The organism is Streptomyces sp. NPDC041814 (assembly GCF_055590565.1).
Window position 1 is genome coordinate 543122 of sequence record NZ_JBVJAM010000002.1, and the last position, 21551, is coordinate 564672.

At 71.5% G+C, this 21551-nt stretch carries 18 protein-coding genes; 7 read left to right on the forward strand and 11 right to left on the reverse strand.

Annotated elements, in window-relative coordinates; all coding sequences use genetic code 11:
- Positions 1 to 369: 369 nt before the first annotated feature.
- From ACZ6C6_RS07810 to ACZ6C6_RS07835, 6 genes are all read right to left on the reverse strand, one after another.
- A complete protein-coding gene (locus ACZ6C6_RS07810) occupies positions 370 to 1599 on the reverse strand; it encodes a hypothetical protein (protein ID WP_469200188.1) in 1230 nt (409 codons plus the stop codon).
- Positions 1596 to 2693: a HesA/MoeB/ThiF family protein gene (locus ACZ6C6_RS07815; protein WP_469200190.1), complete on the reverse strand. Its 1098-nt coding sequence runs from the start codon at positions 2691 to 2693 to the stop codon at positions 1596 to 1598. The genes ACZ6C6_RS07810 and ACZ6C6_RS07815 overlap by 4 nt, the downstream gene beginning before the upstream one ends.
- Positions 2694 to 2838: 145 nt before the next feature.
- Complete coding sequence (locus ACZ6C6_RS07820) at positions 2839 to 5661, reverse strand: AfsR/SARP family transcriptional regulator (protein ID WP_469200192.1); 2823 nt, start codon at positions 5659 to 5661, stop codon at positions 2839 to 2841.
- 132 nt (positions 5662 to 5793) lie between these two features.
- The gene (locus ACZ6C6_RS07825) at positions 5794 to 6135 is read right to left on the reverse strand and encodes a DUF5713 family protein (protein ID WP_469200194.1); all 342 of its coding nucleotides are present in this window, start codon (positions 6133 to 6135) and stop codon (positions 5794 to 5796) included.
- A gap of 128 nt (positions 6136 to 6263) precedes the next feature.
- A complete protein-coding gene (locus tag ACZ6C6_RS07830; protein ID WP_469200196.1) occupies positions 6264 to 7073 on the reverse strand; it encodes a DUF1963 domain-containing protein in 810 nt (269 codons plus the stop codon).
- 150 nt (positions 7074 to 7223) lie between these two features.
- On the reverse strand, positions 7224 to 7811 hold the full coding sequence (locus ACZ6C6_RS07835; RefSeq protein ID WP_469200198.1) for a TetR/AcrR family transcriptional regulator: 588 nt from the start codon (positions 7809 to 7811) through the stop codon (positions 7224 to 7226).
- Positions 7812 to 7929: 118 nt separating this feature from the next.
- Between ACZ6C6_RS07835 and ACZ6C6_RS07840 the strand changes: the two genes are divergently transcribed.
- Positions 7930 to 8781, forward strand: a complete 852-nt coding sequence (locus tag ACZ6C6_RS07840) for a class I SAM-dependent methyltransferase (protein WP_469200200.1) — start codon at positions 7930 to 7932, stop codon at positions 8779 to 8781.
- A 98-nt stretch (positions 8782 to 8879) separates the two neighbouring features.
- The gene (locus ACZ6C6_RS07845; protein WP_469200202.1) at positions 8880 to 9344 is read left to right on the forward strand and encodes a hypothetical protein; all 465 of its coding nucleotides are present in this window, start codon (positions 8880 to 8882) and stop codon (positions 9342 to 9344) included.
- 106 nt (positions 9345 to 9450) lie between these two features.
- Here the strand turns inward: ACZ6C6_RS07845 and ACZ6C6_RS07850 are convergent, their stop codons facing one another.
- Both ACZ6C6_RS07850 and ACZ6C6_RS07855 read right to left on the reverse strand, forming a co-directional pair.
- A complete protein-coding gene (locus ACZ6C6_RS07850; protein WP_469200204.1) occupies positions 9451 to 10917 on the reverse strand; it encodes a serine/threonine-protein kinase in 1467 nt (488 codons plus the stop codon).
- 202 nt (positions 10918 to 11119) lie between these two features.
- Positions 11120 to 12127, reverse strand: coding sequence for a Gfo/Idh/MocA family protein (locus tag ACZ6C6_RS07855; protein ID WP_469200206.1), 1008 nt, complete (start codon positions 12125 to 12127; stop codon positions 11120 to 11122).
- 172 nt (positions 12128 to 12299) lie between these two features.
- Here ACZ6C6_RS07855 and ACZ6C6_RS07860 point away from each other — a divergent pair, with 172 nt between their 5' ends.
- Complete coding sequence (locus ACZ6C6_RS07860; protein ID WP_469200208.1) at positions 12300 to 13043, forward strand: GntR family transcriptional regulator; 744 nt, start codon at positions 12300 to 12302, stop codon at positions 13041 to 13043.
- A 108-nt stretch (positions 13044 to 13151) separates the two neighbouring features.
- Here the strand turns inward: ACZ6C6_RS07860 and ACZ6C6_RS07865 are convergent, their stop codons facing one another.
- The 3 genes from ACZ6C6_RS07865 to ACZ6C6_RS07875 all read right to left on the reverse strand — a co-directional run bounded on the left by ACZ6C6_RS07865 (position 13152) and on the right by ACZ6C6_RS07875 (position 16146).
- Positions 13152 to 13796, reverse strand: a complete 645-nt coding sequence (locus ACZ6C6_RS07865) for a DUF47 domain-containing protein (protein WP_469200210.1) — start codon at positions 13794 to 13796, stop codon at positions 13152 to 13154.
- Complete coding sequence (locus ACZ6C6_RS07870; RefSeq protein ID WP_469200212.1) at positions 13790 to 14761, reverse strand: inorganic phosphate transporter; 972 nt, start codon at positions 14759 to 14761, stop codon at positions 13790 to 13792. Before ACZ6C6_RS07870 ends, ACZ6C6_RS07865 begins: the two co-directional genes overlap by 7 nt.
- 77 nt (positions 14762 to 14838) lie before the next feature.
- On the reverse strand, positions 14839 to 16146 hold the full coding sequence (locus ACZ6C6_RS07875; protein ID WP_469200214.1) for a phytase: 1308 nt from the start codon (positions 16144 to 16146) through the stop codon (positions 14839 to 14841).
- Between the two features lie 281 nt (positions 16147 to 16427).
- Here ACZ6C6_RS07875 and ACZ6C6_RS07880 point away from each other — a divergent pair, with 281 nt between their 5' ends.
- The 4 genes from ACZ6C6_RS07880 to ACZ6C6_RS07895 all read left to right on the forward strand — a co-directional run bounded on the left by ACZ6C6_RS07880 (position 16428) and on the right by ACZ6C6_RS07895 (position 21491).
- Positions 16428 to 17642, forward strand: a complete 1215-nt coding sequence (locus ACZ6C6_RS07880) for an ABC transporter substrate-binding protein (protein ID WP_469200217.1) — start codon at positions 16428 to 16430, stop codon at positions 17640 to 17642.
- A 72-nt stretch (positions 17643 to 17714) separates the two neighbouring features.
- A complete protein-coding gene (locus ACZ6C6_RS07885) occupies positions 17715 to 19568 on the forward strand; it encodes an ABC transporter permease (protein WP_469200219.1) in 1854 nt (617 codons plus the stop codon).
- Positions 19569 to 19575: 7 nt separating this feature from the next.
- Positions 19576 to 20718, forward strand: a complete 1143-nt coding sequence (locus ACZ6C6_RS07890; protein WP_469200221.1) for an ABC transporter ATP-binding protein — start codon at positions 19576 to 19578, stop codon at positions 20716 to 20718.
- Positions 20706 to 21491, forward strand: a complete 786-nt coding sequence (locus ACZ6C6_RS07895) for an HAD family hydrolase (protein ID WP_469200223.1) — start codon at positions 20706 to 20708, stop codon at positions 21489 to 21491. The genes ACZ6C6_RS07890 and ACZ6C6_RS07895 overlap by 13 nt, the downstream gene beginning before the upstream one ends.
- The last annotated feature ends 60 nt before the right edge of the window (positions 21492 to 21551 follow it).

Sequence of the window (21551 nt, forward strand, 5' to 3'; positions counted from 1 at the left end):
AGAACGGGTCGGAGCGGGGACACCGTGCAGGCACTACCGGCAGGCACCCGTACGCACGCGCCGGGCCCCGGCGCCCGCTCCGGTGCCAGGTCGGCCACGGCCACTGTGCCACCGCCCTCATCGGGGGAGGGGGAGGGACCGAAGTCCCTCCCCCTCCCCAGTAGCTGTTCCCCATCCGGCCGTGCTCCGGCGGATCAGGAACGTGCGGCGGCCGGGCCGCCGCGGACGGTTCAGACCTGGAGCCCCGTGGCCTTCACGTCCTCGACCTTGCGGACCTTGATCTCCATGCGATTTCACCTCCTCGTGACTGGATGACGTCCCCCGGTCCGGCGATGCGCCGGGCAGGGGCGGATCGGTACCCGCGGCGCCTCAGGCCCTCGTCGTGAGCCGCCGTGCGCGCTCACGGACCGAGAGGACCGCGGGAAGAATGAAGGGGGTCAGGCAGACCGCGGTGCACAGCAGCGCCCACCAGAACTGCCCGGCGGCCGGGCCCGTTCCGAGCCCGTCGGCGGCCCAGCGCAGCACCTCCCAGACGGAGGGCGCCAGGAAGAGCCCCGCCCAGGCCAGGGTCAGCGCGGCCCCGAAGAACCGGATCCAGCGGAACCAGCGTCCGGCCCGCACATCGGCCGGGTGCGCGTCGGCCAGTTCGGCCTTCCCCGCGTCGTCCAGCCGGCCGACGGCCTGCCGGAGCATCAGGGTCGACACCCGCCACAGGTTGCGACAGCCCAGCGCGTTGACCAGCACCGCGTACAGGTCGGTGCGCAGGAACACCATGCACTGCCAGAGCATCGCGGTGAGCTTCACGTAGACCCAGGTGGCGAGCACCGCGTCGAGCGGGTCCGGCACTGTCCACGCACCGGTGTCGATCAGCAGTCGTGCCGCCAGCGGTACGGCGAGCAGCACCGCGTCGAGGGCGAGGCCGGCCAGCAGCGGCCCGTACCGCTTGCGTCTCGGCACGGTCCACAGCTGGGTCAGGTCGGTCTCGAAGACCAGCAGGAACCCCATGCGCCGGTCCATGCCGAACCTCGCCCCCAGGCCGAGCGCGCGGGCCGCGAGCCAGTGCCCCAGCTCGTGGATGGCGGTGGCGGCCGTGGCGAGCGGGATGAGGAGCAGGCTGCCGAGGCCGATGTCGTTCACGACGAAGGCGTCGTCGGCCGGATCGGGGAAGAGCCCGGGCCGGAACACGAACACGGCGAGCGCGAACACCGCGCACGCGGCGTAACAGCTCCAGGCCACCCGCCCGAAGAAGGGCCGTGCGACCTCCTGGCGGACGCCGTCCAGCCACCGTCCTCCCTGGACGGGCGCCGAGCGGACCGGTTCGCTCTGCTGCCCCTCGTCGACGAAACCGAGCTCGCGCAGGACCTCGACGAAGGACGGCACATCGACGGGCTGCCCGGCGAACTCCTCGGCCTCGGCAGCGGCCTCGGCGATCGTCGCCCCGCGCAGCAGTGCCTCGATGACCACACCGCCGACCTGGGGAATGGCGACGAACTGCCCCGTTCCGGGGTCGCCGACCAGGACTTCGTCCTCTCCCTCGGGCACCAGACTCAGCGGCCGCAGCCGCACGGTCGTGCCCGGGGACCCGTCCACCCCGGTCATGCCGCGGCCACCCGTGCCGGGGCCAGCGCGCACACCGGGCAGTCCGGCACCTCGGGAAACGGCACCCGGCTGCCCGCCAGGCCCTCGCGCAGGTCGAGCCGGACCCGGGCGCCGGCGGCCAGTGGCTCCTGGAACCCGGTGAGATAGCGCAGGCCCTCCAGCGCGATCAGCGAGCCGACCTGCATGGCGACCGGGCCGATGAGCGGGTTGGTCGTGCGCATCCCGTGCACGAGGTCCTCCGCGGCCGCCGCACCGGTGCCCTCCTCCGGCTGCTGCGAGAACTCGCATGCCAGGCAGGCGCTCCGGCCCGGGTCGACGGACATGTACGAGAGGAGCGTGCGGGTCGCACCGCCGACGACCAGCGGTACTCCGGCCCGGACCGCGGCCTCGTTCACCCAGAGGCCGGCGTCGGGGTGGCCGTCCAGGCCGCCCAGTATCAGGTCGATCCCGTCGGTGAGATCGGTGAGGTCCTCGGGGCCCGCGACCCAGCGGTCGACGGTGCGCACCTCGATGTCCGGGTCGTACGCCTGTACCCAGGCGGCGGCGCGCTCCACCTTGGAGCGGCCGACGTCCTCGTGCCGGTAGAGGAACTGCCGGGCGAAGTTGCGGGTCTCGACGCGATCGTGGTCCAGCAGCGTCAGCCGGCCGACTCCGAGGCCCGCCAGGCACTGCACCAGGGAGGACCCGCCGCCGCCCACCCCGAGCACCAGGACGTGCGCGTCGCGCACCCGGCGCAGGAAGTCGGTGCGGTGGCGGTCGAGGTCCGAGAACGTGCCGAAGAACGCCAGGTTGGAGAAGTGCCGTTCGTCCACCGCCGGATCACCGGTGAACCGGCCCTCGTCGCGTTCGACCAGCCCCAGCCCCGCCAGGCCCGCCAGCCCTCCGTCGAGCTCCTCCGCGGTCACCTCCACACCCCGGGCGGTGAGTTCGGCGCGCAGGTCCGGAACGCACCGGGGGCCCTCCCGCAGCACGGAGAGAAGCGCCTCGACCTTCCCCTCGGGGTCCTCCAGAGTGATGGACTCACGGGGGTCGAAGACGACGATCAGGTCTTCCCCCACCGTTCGCCAGGAGCACTCCTTGAGCGCGACACGCATCAACCCACTCGCTTCCGGCCTCAGCGGACCCCGGACCCCCCGGGCATGGCCGTAACTCTGCGACCCGGGGCTGAACTCCCGCTTTGACGGCGCTTTGAGCCCGTACGGAGAGGCAAGGACCATCGGCGGGTCCGTGACCGGTGGCTCAGTCCGTGGCCCGCAGCAGCTCGCGCACGGCGTCCGCGTCCGGGTGTTCGAGTGCGTCGAAGAGGGCGAGTGCGGACCGCCACGCCTCACGCGCGCCCGCGGGGTCGCCGACGATGCGCTGGACCTCGCCGAGGCCGCGCAGCGCTACCCCCTCGCCGTACCGGTTGCCGAGCCGGTGGAACCCCTCCTGGCAGCGTCGGTAGCAGTCGAGCGCTTCGGCGTACTGCCCCATGGCGCGGTGGGCGACGGCGAAGGTCTCCCAGGTGTACGCCTCGCCGATCGGACTGCCCTCCTCCCGGTGGAGTCGCAGCGCTTCCTCGCAGTAGGCGAGCGCCTTCTCGTGGTTGCCCAGATGGGTCTGGCACCAGCCGATGTTGTTCAGCGCGCCGCCCCACCGGGCCCGGTTGCCGGTCGCGCGCTCCAGTGCGAGGACCTGCTCGCCGCAGCGGAGCGCGGCGCGGTAATCACCCTGCTGCTCGTACGACCAGCCGAGCGTCTGCAGCGTGTGGGCCTGCGCGGTCAGGTCGTTCAGCTCACGCTGCAGCTCCAGGGCCCGTGACAGCTCGTCCCGGGCCTCCTCGTACCGTCCCAGCCGGACCGCGGCCCGGCCCGACTCGCAGTGACACTGTGCCGTCCCGGCCCGGTCCCCCTGCCGCCGGGCTGCGGCGACGGCCGTGCGCTGGGTGGCCGCCCAGTCGTGCCAACGACCGCTGAGGTGGAGGAAGTGGCCCATGACGAGCGGGAGTTGCCAGGCGTGGTCGTCGAACCCTGCCGGGCCCGCCGCGTGCGTGACCGAGAGCAGTGCGACGTGCTCCGCCTCGAACCAGGCCAGTGCCTCCTCGTACCCCTTCGGGTAGTGGGGCAGGGACCCCGGCACCGGTGACGACAGAGGCATCTCCGCGCGGGCCGGGGCGAGTTGGCGACTCGCGGCGTACGCGGAGTGCAGGAAGTGGTCGAACAGGCGGTGCAGCGCCCCGGTGCGTTCCGCCTCGGAATCCTCGGTCGCCGCCAGCCCCGCGGCGTAGGTGCGCAGCAGGTCGTGGAATGAGTACCGGCCGGGGTGGTGCTCATCGATCAGATGGACGCGGGCCAGCGCGGTGAGCGCGGCCGCGGCCTCCCGGACGGACAGCCGGGTGAGCGCCGCCACCGCGGGCGCGGCGGCATCCCGGCCGGGGTAGAGGCCGAGCAGCCGGAACACCCGGGCCGTGACGGCATCCAGCCGGAGGTACGACCACGAGAAGACCGTCCGTACGCTGCTCACCCCCTCACCGGCGTCCAGCGCGTCCAACCGCCCCCGGGTGTCGCGCAGTTCCGCGGCGATCGCACTCAGCGCGAACGCGGGCCGCCCGATGGCGCGGGCGGCGGTCACCGCGAGGGCCAACGGCAGACGGGCACACAGCTCGATCAGCTCCGCGACCGCGTCCGGCTCGGCGGCGATCCGGTCCGGGCCGAGCCGGGCGACGAGCAGTTCGTGCGCCTCCTGCCGTGACAGCACGTCGAGGGAGACGAGCCGGGCGCCGTCGGTGACGGCGAGACCGGCCAGCCGGCCGCGACCGGTGACGACGACGGCGCAACCGGCGCCGCCGGGCAGCAGCGGACGTACCTGAGCGGCGTCGGTGGCGTTGTCGAGGACGAACAGCAGACGGCGACCGGCGGTCTCGGTCCGCAGGAGCGCCGCCCGCGCGTCCAGCGGATCAGGGATCCGCTCCGGCGGCACCCCCAGGGCCTCCAGGAAGCCGCGGATCGCCTCGCCGGGCGGCACCGGCCCGGCGGCGGAGTCGAAGCCACGCAGATTCACGTACAGCTGACCGTCCGGGAAGTCCGGCGCCACGCGGTGTGCCCAGTGCAGTGCCAGCGCCGTCTTTCCCGCGCCCGCCGTTCCGGTGATCGCGCGTACGGCCGGTCCCGTCCCGGTGGGCGCGTCACCGGCAGGTCCGTCCAGCAGGTGCAGCTCGGTCCGCCGTCCCGCGAAACCGCCGACGGCGGACGGAAGTTGACGTGGAATCGGGGGCGGGGCCGGCATCCGTCCGTGCTGGGCGGACGCCTCGGGCGGCAGGTGGCCCGACCGGGAGGCGAGGAGCCCGGGATCGCCGCGCAGCATGCGCAGATGCAACTCGCACAGCGGGGCGGACGGTTCGACGCTCAGCTCCGCGTCCAGCAGCCGGTGTACCTCCCGGTAGGCGTCGAGGGCTTCCGCCTGTCGCCCGGATCGGTACAGCGCCAGCATCAACTGCTCCCACAGGCCTTCCCGGAGCGGATGCTCGCGCACCAGCTGCCGCAGCTCCGGCACCAGTGAGGTGTGCCGCCCGCAGGCGAGCTCCGCCTCGACACGGGCCTGGAGCACGTCGAGCCGCTGTTCGTTCAGCCGTGCTGCCTCCGCCTCCACCACCGGTCCGGCCGGTACGTCCGAGAGCGCGGGACCGCGCCACAGCGCGAGTGCCTCCGCGAGCAGGACCGCCGCGCGTTCCGCCTCACCCGCCGCCAGCGCCGCGTGGCCGGAATCGCCGAGCCGGGTGAAGACGGTGGCGTCCAGCCCGTCGTCGCCGGGCACCACCTGGTAGCCCGGTGACCGTGTGACGAGCAACCGGCCCTGCTTGTCGTCGAGTTCCCGGCGCAGACGTAATACGTACTGCTGGATGAGGTTGCCGGCCGCCCTGGGTTCCCGCTCGCCCCACAGCTCCGTCACCAGCCGGTCCGTCGGTACGGGGGTGTCGCGCCGGACCAGCAGGTTGGCGAGCAACGCGCGCGGCTTGGCGGCGGAGATCCCCCGCCACTGGGTGCCGTCGAATATTTCGAGGGGGCCGAGGATACGAAAACGCATCCGACCGCCCCCTCGTGCTCCGTACCGTGTGCGTGCGATCTTGCCACCGGCCGACGTGATCCGCCACGTCGTTCGGGGAGCCCGGCGGACCGTAACCCGAGGCGGTGCGGCGCGGCTCCGGCGGGTCCCGGTTCACCAGTCCCGGTTTGCGGTCAGTTCCTCCGGGTCCGCCTCCGTGAACCCGTACGCGGACGCGATGAAGCAGAACTCCTCACAGATCCACTCCCGTCCGACCGTCTCGATCCCGCTCCAGGCCGCCACGGACTCGCTGTCCAGCAGGTTGAACTCCTCCGTCGCGGCCTGGGTGAGTACGTACAGGTTTTCCAGGTCCGACGGCCGCTCGGCCTCGATGCGCTCGCAGAGTCGCGCCAGGATCGCCTTCCCCCGGCTGACCACGGGCTCGGGGAAGTACGGGTCTTCGTGCATGAGGTGCAGGAAGGCGTGTTCCGCCACCTGCTGGTTTGTGATCGGCAAGGTGCTTCCCCGGGTCCGGAGGGGCTGATGCGTCGATCATGCACGGCACCACTGACAACGACCGTGCCAGGACGTCCCGTGGCGCCCCGGCGCCACCGCAATTGCGGTGGCGCCGGGGCCTGCGGGTGTCAGTGGCAGTCGAAGCGCCAGTCCCAGGGAAGGTCCGTGCACTGACGGCAGTGGAAGAAGTAGACGCCGCCGCAGTCGCCCAGTTGGATGTCGCCGGTGATGGTCAGGAGGTGTTCCATGCGGTGGCCGCTCGCGCAGTCCGGCCAGTCCGCCGGTTGTGTCCAGGCGGGCCAGCCGCCGGCCTTCGAGGCGATGATGTTGGAATCGGGCGGCCGGGTGGAACGGGCGGTCGAAAGCTCGGGGAGGGAGCCCGAGGCGGACTCCCAGAAGTCCCGCGGCAGATCGGTCCACCTCGGGAAGTCCTCCGCGGCGCTCGGGGACAGTGTGGAGGGCGTCGGCATGTGGTCCTCGTCGTATTCTCCCTCCGCCGCCGCGGGTATCTCCCGCAGCAGCCCGACGGACGCCACCTCCGCCTCACTGCGCCAGAACAGCCGGGGCACCACCGGTCCGGCGTCCTGCTCGTGTATCAGCGCGCACCACACCACCTGAAGCAGGTCCTTCCCTTCCGGGAATTCGAGGCCGGGCGCGTCCCGGGCGAAGAGCTGCAGGATCGGGACCATGGGCACTCTCCCCGGAACGATCTCGGTGCGATTGCGCCAGTCGCTCCCGAACGTCCAATGGTCCTCCTGCGCGCAGTGCGGCCACGGCTCATCGGCGGGCCACAGCATCGCGCCACCGAGGGAGCTCTCCCGCACGCCGGGACTGCCGCTCTCGGGGTTGAGGACGACGGCGTTGCGGGCAAGGCGCGCGTACTCCGGGACCAAGTCGCACAGGGTCTTCTCGCGTGTTTCGGGTGTGTCCTGGGGCACGGTGGTTCCTCCCGGGGCGGAGATCGACTGGATGTATGCCGTGGGCACCGTAGTACCCGTCACCGACAATCCCCGCCGCAGCGTTCCCGCCCACGGCTCACCACCACCCGCCGCCCTGCGGTCGGGGGAGTGCGGGCCGACCGACCGGCCTCAGCAGGCCAGGAGAACGGCCAGCAGCCGTTGCGTGGCCGCCACGGTGTCCGCGGTCTGCCCGGGGCTGCCGGTCATCAGCAGGTGATGGGTCGTGCCGACGAGTGCGAGCGCGATGGTGGCGGTGTCGCTGCCGGCGGGCACCCGGCCGATGCCCTGTTCCGCCCGGAGGTACGAGGTGACGGCGTCCTGGATCGCGTCGAACGCGGGTGCGCCGGACCGGAGGCCGTCGCGCGTGTGCGACGCGGCTGCGGGGCGGGTCATGGCCAGGCCCACCACCGCGGGCGGCAGGGAGTCCAACAGAGTCCGGACCACCTCCTGGAGGTTCTCCGCGACGGTGGCGCGGCCCACCTTGGCCTCCAGCGCCCAGGCTTGGCGGGCGCCGCGGGCGAAGCGGTCCAGGACCAGCTCGGCGACGAACTCGTCCAGGCCGGCGAAGTGCGTGTGCAACACGCCTTTGGCGCAATCGGCCTCCGCGGTGACCGCCCGGCTGGTCAGAGAGGCGGCGCCGTCGCGGGCCACCACCCGTTCCGCGGCCGCGAACAGCCGTTCGCGCAGATCTGGAATCGCGACTCCGCGAGGTGACACAACTGCCCCTTTCTCTCGGCCCGTTGCAACTATGGGCGTTCGCCCATACTCTTTGGGCGCCTGCCCATTCTAGGGTCGGGGCGCGCCCTGCCGCGTGCCCGGCGGAGGGAGTTCACCCATGCAACAGTTCACCAACACCGCGCAGGCCGAGGCGTGGAACGGATACGAGGGTGCGCAGTGGGCCCGTAGCCAGGAGCGCTGGGACGCCGTCAACGACGGCTTCAACCAGCCTCTGCTGGACGCCGGAGCCATCGTCGGGACCGACACCGTCCTGGACGTGGGCTGCGGAACCGGCCGCACCACCCGCCTCGCCGCCCGCCGTGCCGCGCTCGGTCGGGCACTCGGACTGGACCTGTCGGGGCCGATGCTGGGCAAGGCCCGGGAGAGCGCCGTGCGCGAAGGGGTCGCGAACGTGACCTTCGTGCAGGGCGACGCGCAGGTCCATCCTCTGGACGACGGCGTTTTCGATGCGGTGATCAGCCGGTACGGCATGACCTTCTTCGCCGACCCGGTCGCCGCGTTCACCAACCTCCACCGCGCGCTGCGGCCCGGCGGCAGACTGGCGTTCATCTGCGCGGCGGAGGCGGAGGCCAACGAGTGGCTCGCCGCGCTCAAGTCGCTCAAGGACATTCTGCCGCTCGGCGGGTTCGGGAAGGACGCCGGCCCCGGCATGTTCTCCCTCGCCGATCCCGGTCGTGTCCACGAACTGCTCGCCGCGTGCGGGTTCGAGGAGGCGGGCGTGCAGCGCGTCGAAGCGGCGGGGAAGTGGGGCACCGACGCGGCGGACGCCGCGGCGTTCCTGCTGGATTCCGGCCCGGCGCGGCACCTGCTCGACCAAGTGCCCCCGCCCGCGCGGGAAGCGGCGCGCCGGGCGCTGACGGCCGCTCTGGAGCGTCACGAAACGGAGACCGGGGTATGGCTGCGCAGCAACTCCTGGCTGGTCACCGCCGTGCGTCCAGCACACGACTGAGTCCCCGCCGGCCACCGAGCCGCCTCATGACAGCTCTCGCAGTCGTCGAGCGTGCGGGTGCATGATGTGCGGGGCCGCCAGGGCGATAGCGTTCCGCCATGGCTGACATCTTTGAGCTGTTCATAGCCCTGGACCTGCGCGAAGGCATCGCGGATGAGGACATCGAGGAGCTCCGGTGGCATCTTGGGCTGGGTGACCGGCCGGAGGCCCTTCGTATCGTGGCCGGGTTTTCCGGTGCGTCCTGTGACGAGGACGGCGAGGCTCTCGGCGATGAGCGCCCGGAGCCGCTGCTGGCCGAACGCGGCGGGGCCTGGAAGGCCGGCGGAGCGCTCGTTTCGGTGCTGGAGCGCGCCCGGCGCGGGACGTGGGCCCTGACCGTCCGGCAGGAGGTCCATCCGGACGCATTCGATGTCACCGGTGAACTGCTCCGGTGGCTGGCCGACCAGGTCGATGACCGGCACCGGAGCGGCGACGGGGTGGTGCACCTGGGGTGGACGAGGTTCTGCGAAGCGGACCGGTTCGAGCCCTTGGTGGTCCGGGCGGGTGAGGTGCTGTGGCCGTAGCGCGGCCGTCCCCGCTCGAAGATCCCCCGTGCCCCACCGGGATCGCCGTCCCGGCCTCGGTGGGGCAGCGGCCGGGCGCGGCGAGGTGGATGGCGGGCGTCCTGGGTCAGAGGTAGTCGATGTGGACGTGCGGGGCGCAGCGGGCGATGGCTTCCCGCAGTTTTCCCCGGAGCGTGGTGGTGCTCGTGCCGATCGGCCGGGGCACGGTGACGGTGACCCAGTCCGGCTGACGGGGCTCGACGCCCTGGCGGGGAAGTGGCAACGGGGCTCCCCAGCGCAGCTTGAGGAGCAGCTGTACGTTCGGGCCCTGGGCGACCGGCGGACGTCCGGCGGAGACGATGTCCGTCCAGGGGATGGTGACGAAGGGGTCGTCCTTGCGGGTGCCGCGCCTGCTGCGGATGGTGAGGCCGGGTGGTTCGACGGTGACGGTGTGGGGCCGGGCCATGGCCCTGGCGACGTGGTACACACACGCGGCTAAGGCCAGCGGCGCCAACAGGCGGAGTCTCTGGGAGTCCTCGTAGCCGGTCTGCCAGGCCCCGAGGGTGACCAGGGCCGCGCACAGCGCGCCGATCAGGGGCCAGACGAGCTTGGTGAGTTTCCGTCCCGGGGTGGCCTGGAAGACCGCTGTGGGCGGCGGGGCCACGGCGGTGGGCGGCGCGGGTCTCGGGGCGGCGGGCGGGGGTGCGGGGGCCTTCGGTGGCGTGGCCGGGGCAGGGGTGGGACCGGCGGACGGGCCGGGGGAAGGCGCCGGTACCGGGACCGGTGTGTGGGCGCGCAGTCGGACGAGCAGATCGGACGCGGTCGGCCTGTCCGCCGGGTCCTTCGCGAGACAGGAGCCGACGACGGCCCGCAGCCCCTCCGGTACCGCCGACAGGTCCGGCTCGCCGTGCACGGCCCGGTAGAGCAGGCTCATCGCCGGCCCCTCGCCGAAGGCGCTGCCGCCCGCCGCGTGCACCAGGACCGCGCCGAGGGCGAAGGTGTCGCAGGCGGGGCCGACGGTGCCCTGCTCGATCTGCTCGGGCGCGAGGAACCCTGCCGTGCCGATGACGCTGCCGGTGTGGGTGAGACGGGTGTCATGGACGGCGCGGGCGATGCCGAAGTCGAGGACCCTCGGCCCGTCGTCGGACATGATGACGTTGCCCGGCTTGAGGTCACGGTGCACCACCCCGCACGCGTGGATCGCCGTCAGTGCCTCGGCCAGCGCCGCACCCAGGGCGTACAGCGCGCCCTCGTCGAACGGTCCGTCCTCGGCGACTGTCCGGTCGAGATCGCGGCCGGGTACGAAGGCGGTGACCATCCAGGGCGGGGCGGCATCCGGGTCGGCGTCCACGACCTGCGCGGTGTGGAAGCCGCCGACCTGCCGCGCGGCGGCTATCTCGCTGCGGAAGCGGGCGCGGAACCCCTCGTCGGCAGCGAGTTCGGCGCGGGCCACCTTGACGGCGACCAGCCGGCCGCCGGGCGAGCGGCCCTGGTAGACCCGGCCCATGCCGCCCTCGCCGAGCTTGCCCGTGATCTCGTACTCCCCGACCGTGCGCGGATCCTCGGGCCCCAGGCCCCGTCCCGGCTCATGCATATACATCTCCGACATGTCGTCGCCAGCCCGCGGAGTGAATTCCCCAGGACGCCAATCTTGACGTACTGCCGTTCAACTCAGGTCGGAATCAAGGGACTCAGGGATCGAATCCGACCGTGTCGAGCCACGGGCCGGCCGCGGCGGCAAGGTGATCCGCTCCCGGCCCGGGTCTCGTCCGCGGGGCTCGGAGGTGCCCGTCGCCCTACACGTGGGCGCGCGCGGGAGCGGGGACCGGAAGGGGGCGCCCCTCGGCGCGGGAGCGGGTGGCGGTCTCGGCCACGGCCAGAGCAGCGCGGGCGTCCTCGCCGGTGCACGGGCTGGGGCGGACGCCTGCCACGACTTCGGTGAAAGCGGTGAGTTCCGCACGGTAGGCGTCCTGGAAACGCTCCATGAAGCCCGGGTAGGGCGAGCCGTTCGGATAGGCCGCCCCCTCGGCCGAGGCCAGCGGGGCCTGCTCGGTCAGGCCGGCGACCAGCGTTCCCGCGGAGCCGCAGACCTCCAGACGTACGTCGTAACCGGCGCCGTTGTAGCGGGTGGCGGTGCACGTGGCCAGGGTGCCGTCGTCCAGGGTGAGTACGGAGACGGCGGTGTCGACGTCCTGGGCCGCGGCGAAGAACTCCTCGCCGCGATTGGCTCCGGTGGCGTAGACCTCGGTGATCTCCCGGCCCGTCACCCATCGGACGATGTCGTAGTCGTGTACGGAGCAGTCGCGGAAGATGCCGCCCGAACCGGGGATGTACCCGGGGTGCGGGGGCGCCGGGTCCGAGGTGCAGGCCCGAAGGGTGTGTGTCCAGCCGAGGCGTCCGGACGCGACGGCCTCGCGCGCGGAACGGTAACCGGCGTCGAACCGGCGTTGGAAGCCGATCTGCAGGGGCACGTCCGAGTCCCGCAACGCGGACAGCACCCGGTCGGTCTCCTCCAGGGTCGAGGCGACCGGCTTCTCGCAGAAGGTGGGGAGCCCCGCCCCGTGCGCGGCCATGATCAGTTCCGCGTGGGAGCCGGTGGGCGCCGCGATGACCATCCCGTCCAGTCCGGCGTCGAGCAGTCCGCCGAGGCTGTCGGCGCACTCGCCGCCGACGCGGTTCGCCACGGCCCGGGCGGAGCGTGCGTCGGGATCGTGGAGGACGAGCGTGGTGACGGCCGGCAGCGCGGCGAGCGTGGAGGCGTGGAACGCGCCGATGCGGCCCGTCCCGATGAGTCCAATACGCATGTGCGAGACCTTTCCTGCGGGCGGATGGTCGGGTCGAGCCTGGGACGGCCCAGCTGATTTCTATCCCCCGGCCGCCGGAAGAGCAAGTATTTGTTCAGACATAAAGACGTACGAATCTAAAGGAGATTGAGGCATACTTGCAGGTGTCGGCAGCAGAGTGCAGGAGGGCGACGTGGAACCGCTCACGAAGAAGATCACGATCGACCGGAGCAGTCCGGTCCCCCTCTACTTCCAGTTCGCCCAGCAGTTGCAGGACCTCATCGAGGCGGGAGACCTGCCGCCGGGCACCAGGCTGAGCAACGAGATCCTGATGGCCGATGAGTTCGGACTCTCCCGCCCGACCATGCGCCAGGCGATGCAACACCTCGTCAACAAGGGTCTGCTGGCCCGCAAACGGGGCGTGGGCACCCAGGTCGTCGCGAATCGCATACGACGTCAGATCGAGCTCACCAGCCTCTTCGAGGACCTGGAGCGGGGCGGCCGTCGCCCGTCCACGCAGGTGCTCTCCGTCGAGACGGTCCCGGCCGGGGCGCCCGTCGCCGCCGCACTCGGTCTGGAAGAGGGCCGGCCGGTGCTCGCCGTCGACCGCCTGCGTTTCGCCGAGGACCAGCCGATCGCGCTGCTGCACAACTACCTTCCGGAGGGCGTCATCGAGCTGAGCGCCGACGCGCTGGCCGAAGGAGGGCTGTACCAGCTGCTCCGCCGGTCCGGCGTGGTCCTGAGCACCGCCGAGCAGAGCATCGGAGCCCGCAGGGCGACAGCCGCGGAGGCCAGGCTGCTGGACGAGGCCCGCGGCGCGACCCTGCTCACCATGACACGCACCGCATTCGACGGCTCGGGGAGGCCGGTCGAATACGGATCGCACGTCTACCGCGCTTCCCGCTACGCGTTCGAGATGACCGTCGCCGCGCACTGACCGGCGGGCGTGACGGACCCGCACGGATGCCTCCGCGTGCGCGGGCCGTGTCCGTACCGGCCGCTGCGCGCGTGGGTCGTGCGCGGGGGACGGCCCGGGTCGCACCGGTCAGTGCCCTCGCTTGAGCAGGGCGTCGGACAGGTCGGCGGCGGCATCCTTGAGCCGTCGCCCGATTCCGTCGAGGCGGCGCAATAGCTCCCGGCGGCCGAGCGTTCCGACGCGCCCTTCGTCGCGCAACAGCGCGGCGATCGCTTCCTGGTACGCGCGTCGCACCCGTCCCGCGGCCTTGCGGGCGACCATGGCGCCCTGATGCACCTGGCCGGGAGCGCCCGGCAGCCCGGCGACGGCCTGGCGCAGGGCGATCAGGCCCTCGCGCACCGCCCGCAGTGCGGGCAGGTCGGCCGGGTCGCCGGGCAGGCCAAAGAGGTCGGTCTCACGGACCAGGTCCCGGAGCCCGTCCAGGACGTCGTCGACGGACCGGGAGAAGCGGTAGAGGTCCTCGCGGTCGATCGGCGTGGTGAGTGTCGTGGACAGCTCCGCGACCAGCGCGGCCCGGCGTGCGTCGCCCTCGTGCTCCACGCCGGCCATGCGCTCGCGCGCCTCGGCCGGAGAGACACGCCCCGCCGCGAGGTCCGCCGCCAGATCGACACCTTGGACCGTCGCGTCGAGCTGGGCGGTCAGCAGGTCGATGGTTCTGCGGTGGGTGCGTCCGGTGAGATCGCCGATGATGCGGCGCACGGTCGCGTTCACCATGAGGTGACTCCCTTGAGGATCAGACCGGCCAAGGCGCCGGCGGCGAAACCGGCCGGCAGCGTTACCAGCCAGACTGTCAGCAGCGGGAGGGTGTACTGCCAGCGCACACGCCGGCCGCCGTCGCTGACGCCGGTGCCGACGAGTCCGCCGGCCACGGACTGGGTCATGCTGACCGGCATGCCGAAGCCGGCCGTGGACAGCACCGCGGCGGACGAGGCGAACTCGGCGGACATCACCTGCCAGGGCCGGGTGGTGAGCAGGCGGCTGGTCGCGCCGCGCGCCACTCTGCGCGCGCCGGTGACGGCGCCCGCGGCGAAGACCGCGGCCACCATGAGGTCACCGGCCTGCCACGGGTGGGGCATGAGTACGTCTCCCGCGAACGCGACGGCCACCACGGCGAACATCTTCTGCGCGTCATTGGCGGCGTAGGCCAGGCATTGGCAGCCGAACGCCGTCAGTTGCAGACCGCTCACCAGCCGCGGCATTCCGTGCAGCGCGGGGAGGAGGCGCACCGCGCGGCCGATGAACCAGCCGGCTCCCGCTCCCACCAGGGGTGCGGCGGCTCCGATGGCCAGCACCGAGCCCAGATCGCCCCACGCCGGACGGATACCGAGGGCGGAATCGGCTCCGGCCAGGCCCCCCAGAACGGCCAGGGTCAGAGAGGTGGGCACGCCGCGCCAGGCCAGCAGCAGCACCAGTACGACCGAGGCGCCGGCGCCCGCCAGGAAGACCAGCCGCGCGGCGCCGGGCGGCCCCTGGGCGAGATGGCCGGTGAAGGTGCGGGCGACGGCGAGTCCGAAGAGGTCCGGGCCCAGTCCGACGGTCACGACGAGCAGCGCGAGCAGCGGTCCCACCGATCGGCCGCGGTGCCGTACGGCGAGCTCCAGCAGGGCCCCTCCGTCGTTGGCGCCGCAGATGAAGACGAAGGCGACAGCGGTGACGCACAGGGCGACGGTGACGGTCACGGAGAGCCTCTCTTCCGGCCGGCCCGGACAAGGCGGGAAGGGGAGGGCGGCGCCTGCCGCCCTCCCCGGCGGTTCGGTCAGCGCACGCCCGCGGCGCGCAGTATGTCGGACAGGTCGACGAGCTTGTAGTTGGTGTCCGTCCGGTCGCCGTCGTCGCCGGACGCCGGGGCGTTGTAGCCGTCCTGGGCGACGAAGAGGCCGTTGGGGAAGGCCGTGCCGAGCGCCCGGCCCGTGGCGGCGATGCCGTCGGTCTCCTCGGAGCCGTCGGCGACCGTACCGGGAGCCACCCGGAAGGAGCCGGTCCACTCGTCGTCGTCCGAGGTGTCGTAGACGGAGTAGGTGTAGTCGCCCTGACTGGAGACGATCAGGTACTGCCGGCCCGAGGGGCCGCGGAACAGGGTGACGCCCTCGGTGTCCGCGGTGATGTGCTCACCGCCGTATCCCGGATCGGCGCCCGCCACACACTCGTCGCTCTCCGGGTCGTAGACCGCCGGTATTCCGAACTGACGCACCCGGTCGACCATTTCGGGCTCGTCGTCGAGGTCGGCGTCCACCTTCCAGACGCCGACGTCCTCCTGGCCGATGTAGAGCTCCTCCTCGTCCGCGTCCACCGCGAGGCCCTCGATCTGGGGACCGTCGCCCGGGTCCTGGCAGGGGCTCCAGAGACCTCCGGGCGTGCGGAAGGTGCTCGGAAGGGTGAGCGTGCGGACCTTGTCGTAGGTCACGGTGCCCGACCGGGTGACCCGGAGCTCGAACAGCGCCAGGTCAGGGGTGTGACGGCGACTGGCGAGCACGTAAGAGCGGCCGGTGTCCTCGTCCTGCCACACCGCGGTGCCGTACGCCGTGTACTGGTCGTCGACTTCGGCCTCGGTGGCGGCGAAGGCGCGCGGGACGGCGGTGTCGGTGACGTCGGTCAGCGGCGCGGCCGGCCTGGAGCCGTCGATCCGGTAGAAGCGGATGCGGTCGCGCCCGCGGTCGGTGACGACGGCGACGTCCGAGCGCCGGCCGTCGGGGAAGCGCACCTTGGTGAGCACATCCACGTTGTTGAAGCGGCCGGGCGCGGACTCCGGCCCGGGCGCGGCCGGGGCGGGGAGGGACTGCACCAGTGAGCCGTCGAGGCGGTAGACATCCAGACCGCCTTCCTTGGCAGTGCCCAGCACCAGACTGGAGCCGGGGTGTGCGGAGTTGTACCAGATCGCGGGGTCGTCGGCGTTGGAGTTGCCCCCGGCCTCGTCGTCGTACAGGGCCCGGGTCTCGGCCTTGGCGTATACGGGCGCTACGGACTGGTTGCCCGGGAGCGGCGGGGTCGAGGCGGTGGCGGTCGCGGCGGTCAGTCCGGTCGCGAGCACGGCGAGACCGGCGGCCAGGCGGGTGCGTCTGTGCATGGTTCCTCCTTGACGGTGGGTCACCTCTGCGGTGAAGAGGGACCTTACATAAGAATGTGCTGACAAATAAAGGGGTTCGACCGGACCTCCGGACGGACGGTGGATGACCTGCTGGTTACGGCGATGTGAATGTCGTGTGCGGCCGTTTCATCCTTATGTCTTGACATAGTGCGGGGGCAGGTCGAAGCTGTCGGGCATCAGGTCGCCGAGCGGTGCTCGTTGGCCTCGGACCACGCCAATCGAGCCCCGGTTCTCTCCGGGACACCGCGGGAGGTCAACCCATGCCCAGCTCTGCTCTCGGAGTCACCACCCGCCCCGGCGGCCGGTGCCGGCGCGTCGCCGTATCCCTCGTGCTCGCCGGGGCGATTGGCGCCGCGGCGGCCTGCGCGCCGTCCACCGGCCCCACGGGAACCGGAGCCGAATCCGGCTCCGCGTCCGGTGTCGAGCCGCAGATCGACTCCGACTTCGACCTGGACGCACTCATCGCCGAGGCGAAGAAGGACGGCAGCGTCACGGTCTACGACAGCACCGGTGACATCACCAAGACCGCTGCCGCCTTCACCGCCAAGTACGGCATCAAGGCGACCGGGGTCAAGAGCAAGGTCGGCGACACCCTGGAGAAGATGACCAGGGAGAACCAGGCCGGCAACGTCACCATCGATGCCACCTTCTACGAGGACGGGCCCTCGCTCGTCGGCCAGTTGCTGGCGCAGAAGGTCGTCCACACCTGGATACCCGGAAGTCTCGCCAAGGACATACCCGCCGCCCGGCAGAACCCGTTGCAGGTGCTGTCCAAGGGGAACATGTGGATCTACAACCCCAAGCTCTTCCCCGAGGGCTGCCCCGTGAAGAACATCTGGGACCTGGCCGACCCCGCCTGGAAGGGCAAGGCCGCCATGCAGGACCCCCTCGGCAAGCCCAACATCGTCGAGTTCTTCAACCAGTTGAAGGCCGGCGGAGACGCGCCGCTGCGGCAGGCGTACGAGGCCAAGTACGGGAAGGAACTGCCCGCGGGTGACTCGGCGGCCGAGGCATGGATCAAGGGACTGGCCAGGAACAGCCCGATCCTGACCTCCTCGGACGACGACGCCGCGGCTGCCGTCGCCTCGCCGAACCAGACCAAGGAGCGGGTCGCGCTGGTGTCCAACGCGAAGTTCCGCGACGTGAAGGAAAAGAACTACAGCATGCGGGTCTGCACCGGGATGCAGCCGTGGTCCGGTTACCAGTACCCGAAGTACGCGGCCGTCGCCACGAAGAGCAAGCACCCCGCCGCGGCCAAGCTGTTCGTCCACTTCATGCTCACGCAGGACGGCGTGGACACCCAGCTGGGCACCGGCGGCGTCCCGGGCAACCCCACCCTGAAGCAGGGCGCGTTCCTGCCCGACGGGCTGACCGACTGGAACAAGCAGCTCTTCGTCTTCGACCCGGCCAACCTCAAGAACGACTTCGACAACCTGCAGCCGACGCAGGACCTCTGGCGCCTCAACCACGGCTGACCGATCGCCGGCGCGTCCGCCCGGACCCCGCCGGCCCGCACACGGACACGGACACGTTACGGAGAACCGCGTATGGCCGCCGCCACCCGTTCACCCGAAACCGCCCCACCCGAAGCCGACGGACCGGCGGGAACCCGGCTCAGCCGACTGCGCTACCGGCTGAGCGTCCTACGGCACGAACCGACGCACCTGCTGGGCGTCCTGCTCGTCGTCGCCCTCCTCTATCTGGTCCTGGCACCGCTCATCGCGGTCCTTTCCGACTCCGCACAGGTGCAGTACGGGGACGAGGGCCAGGCGCGTCAGGCTCCCGGCAGCCTCAGCAGCTACTACTTCTGGCGGGTCTTCCGTTCGCCGGTCGCCAGGGTGCTCTTCTGGGAGCCCCTGCTGCACACCGTCGTGGTGGCGCTCGGGGTCACGGTCGTGGCCGTGGTTCTCGGCGGGTCCATGGCCTGGCTGCTGACCCGCACCGACGTGAAGGGCCGCAAGTGGCTGTCCACCGCCCTGGTCGTGCCGTACATGCTGCCGTCCTGGACCTTCGCGCTGGCCTGGCTGGCGCTGTTCAAGAACGACTCATCCGGCGGGCAGATCGGCATCCTGGAGTCCTGGGGCGTGCACACGCCCGACTGGCTGGCGTACGGCCAGGTACCCATCATCCTCTGCCTGGGTCTGCACTACTACCCGTTCGTCCTCCTGCTGTTCGGCAACGCGCTGCGCCGCATCGACAGCCAGCTGGAGGACTCCGCCCGCATCCTGGGCGCCGGCCGCCGCACGGTCGCCGCCCGGATCACCCTCCCGCTGATGCTCCCGTCGCTGTCGTCCTCGGTCCTCCTGGTCTTCGGCCGTATCCTCGGCACCTTCGGCACCCCGTACATCCTGGGCCTGCCCGTCGACTACAGCCTGCTGTCCACCTCGCTGTTCCGGGCCGTCAACAGCCACCAGCGCGGCGTCACCGCCGTGCTGACCGCGGTCATCGTGGTGATCGGGGTCCTGGTGATCCTCGTCGACACCCGGCTCGCCAGGAATCAGAAGCGATTCATCACGGTGGGCGGCAAGGGCGCCATGGACCGCGTCTCGGCCCTCGGGCGCTGGCGCCTGCCCGCCCTCGGTGCCGCGCTGGCCGTGTTCATGGCCGGAGTCGTGATTCCGGTGGCCACCCTCGCCCTGTCCACCGTCACCAAAACCCCCGGAGTCTTCCGCGCCGACAACTTCACCCTCAAGTACTGGATCGGCTCCCACCTGTCCGGCGCCCCCGGCTTCCCGCACGGTGTGCTGCGCGGCAGCCAGCTCTACGAAGCCGCGTGGAACAGCCTGCGCATCGTCGGCCTCGCCGCACTCATCTGCGGCGTCGTGGGACTGCTCGTCGGGTACGTCGTGGTCCGCGCCGGCACCAGCAGAACCGGCGCCCTCCTGAGGCAGATCAGCTTCCTGCCCTACATGGTGCCGGGCATTGCCTTCGCGGCCGCCTTCCTCTCCCTGTTCGCCGTGCGCCGGGGCCCGGTTCCCGCGCTGTACGGCTCGGTCAGCCTGCTCGTGCTCGTCCTGGCCGTCACCCACCTGCCCTACGCCTCGCGGTCCGGCATCAGCGCCATGACGCAGCTCGGCCGGGAACCCGAGGAGGCCGCGCAGATATCCGGGGCCGGCTGGTTCACCCGGCTGCGCAAGATCATCATCCCGATCCAGCGCGGCGCCCTGACCACCGGCGTCATCCTGCCGTTCATCTCGGGTCTCAAGGAACTGAGCATCGTCATCATGCTCACCACCACCGGTACCCAGCTGCTGACGACGCTGTCGATCAACCTCGTCGACTACGCCTACGACCAGATGGCCAACGCGGTGGTGCTCGTCATCGCTCTGGTCTCCTTCCTCGCCACCTACCTCACCCAACGCCTGACCAGGACCAACCTGTCGTCCGGACTCGGAGGCTGAAGACGTCATGCCGACCATCACGCTCTCGTCGGTGCGCAAGAGCTACGGCTCCGGACCGCCCGCGGTCGACCACCTCGACCTGGAGATCCCGGACGGTTCGTTCACCTGTCTGCTGGGACCCTCCGGGTGCGGGAAGACCACCACCCTGCGCATGATCTCCGGCCTCGAACCGCTCAACGCCGGCACCATCACCGTCGGCGGCCGCATCATGGACTCCACGGTCGACGGCGTCTTCGTCCCGCCGGAGAAGCGCGGCATGGGCCTCGTGTTCCAGAACTACGCGCTCTGGCCGCACCTCACGGTGGCCAGGAACGTCGAGTTCGGCCTGAGGGTCCGCAAGGTCAAGCCCGCGGAACGAGCCGAACGCGCCACCGCCGCGCTCAGGATGATGCAGATCGAGTGGGCTGCCGACCGCTACCCCGCCCAGCTCTCCGGCGGCCAGCAGCAGCGCGTCTCCCTGGCACGCATGCTCGCCGTCAACCCGAATGTGCTGCTGCTGGACGAACCGTTGTCCAACCTCGACGCTCAACTGCGTCTGGACATGCGGGCGGAACTCAAGCGCATCCACGAGGAGACCGGCCACACCATCGTCTTCGTCACGCACGACCAGCTGGAGGCCATGACCATGGCCACCCACGTCGTGGTGATGAACAAGGGGCTCGTGCAGCAGATGGCCCCACCGATGGAGGTCTACACCCGGCCGGCCAACACGTTCGTGGCCCGTTTCGTCGGCAGCCCCCCGATGAACCTCTTCGAGACCGGCGACGACGCGTTCACCGAGGCAGTCCGCGACCGGGTCCTGGCGGAACGCCCCGACCTCACGGGCCGGCTGAACACCGTCGGCGCCCGTCCGGAGAACCTGCGGCTCCTCGACGACGGCGAACAGCTACCCGCCGGCGCCCACGTCTTCGAAGCCACCGTCAAGACCGCGCTGCCCACCGGCTCCAGCTGGACCGTGCTGGTGAGCGCCGGGGACACCGAGTTGTACCTCGTCTCGTACACCGATGTACGCGCCACCCCCGGAACGACCGTGCGCTGCGCGGTCCGTACGAGCGACCTGCACCTGTTCGACGCGTCGGGGGACAGGCTCCCCGACGAAGCGGACGACGCCGCCCTCACCAAGGAGAACACCACCACATGGGCCAGCTGACCCGCCCCTCCGCCCTGCTGCTCGACTTCGGCGGGGTGCTCGTGGCAACGACCAACCGGCCCACCTGGGCACGCGAACTCGCCACCGAGCTGCACACGGCGCTGAGCGCGGCGGGCTGCCGCGAACTGAGCGTCGAGCACATCGAGACGGACCTCAAGGCGGGTTCCGCTGCCGACTCGCACTGGAAGAACGCGATGAGCCGGCCGGCCGCACCCCGGGAAATGACCCACCGGCGGTTCTGGAGCGAGTTCGTCGCCGCGGACTGGCCGGACGCGGCGCACGCCTGGGTGACCGCGCACGCCGACCCGCTGTGCCACCGCCTCGGCGAACTCAAACAGGACCGCACCACCCGCCCGGGCATCTCCGAACTCCTCGACGCCTGCGACGACCTCGGCGTCGGCGTCGCCATCGTCTCCAACGCACTCGCCGGATCCGTGCACCGCGCCTACATGACCCAGCACGGTCTCGACAAGCGGGTGGCGGTGCAGGTCTACAGCGACGAGGTCGCCGTCCGCAAACCCAACCCCGAGATGATCCGCATCGCCGCCCGGGCCCTGGGCACCGACCCGGCCGACTGCTGGTACGTCGGCGACAACTACGACCGCGACGTCCTGTGCGGCAGGCGGGCCGGCGCCGGCGCCACCGTTCTGATGGAAGCCCGCGGCACCTACGACCGCCCCTACATCGTCCGGGCGGAACCCGACGCCGTCGTCGGAGACCCGGACGAACTGCGCGGACTGCTCCTCGGGGCAGCCGCCCCGCAGGCCCGGTGACCGGCGTCGGCCCGGCAGCCCCCGGAGCCGCCCGGGGGCGCGTGCCGGACGAGCCCCGCG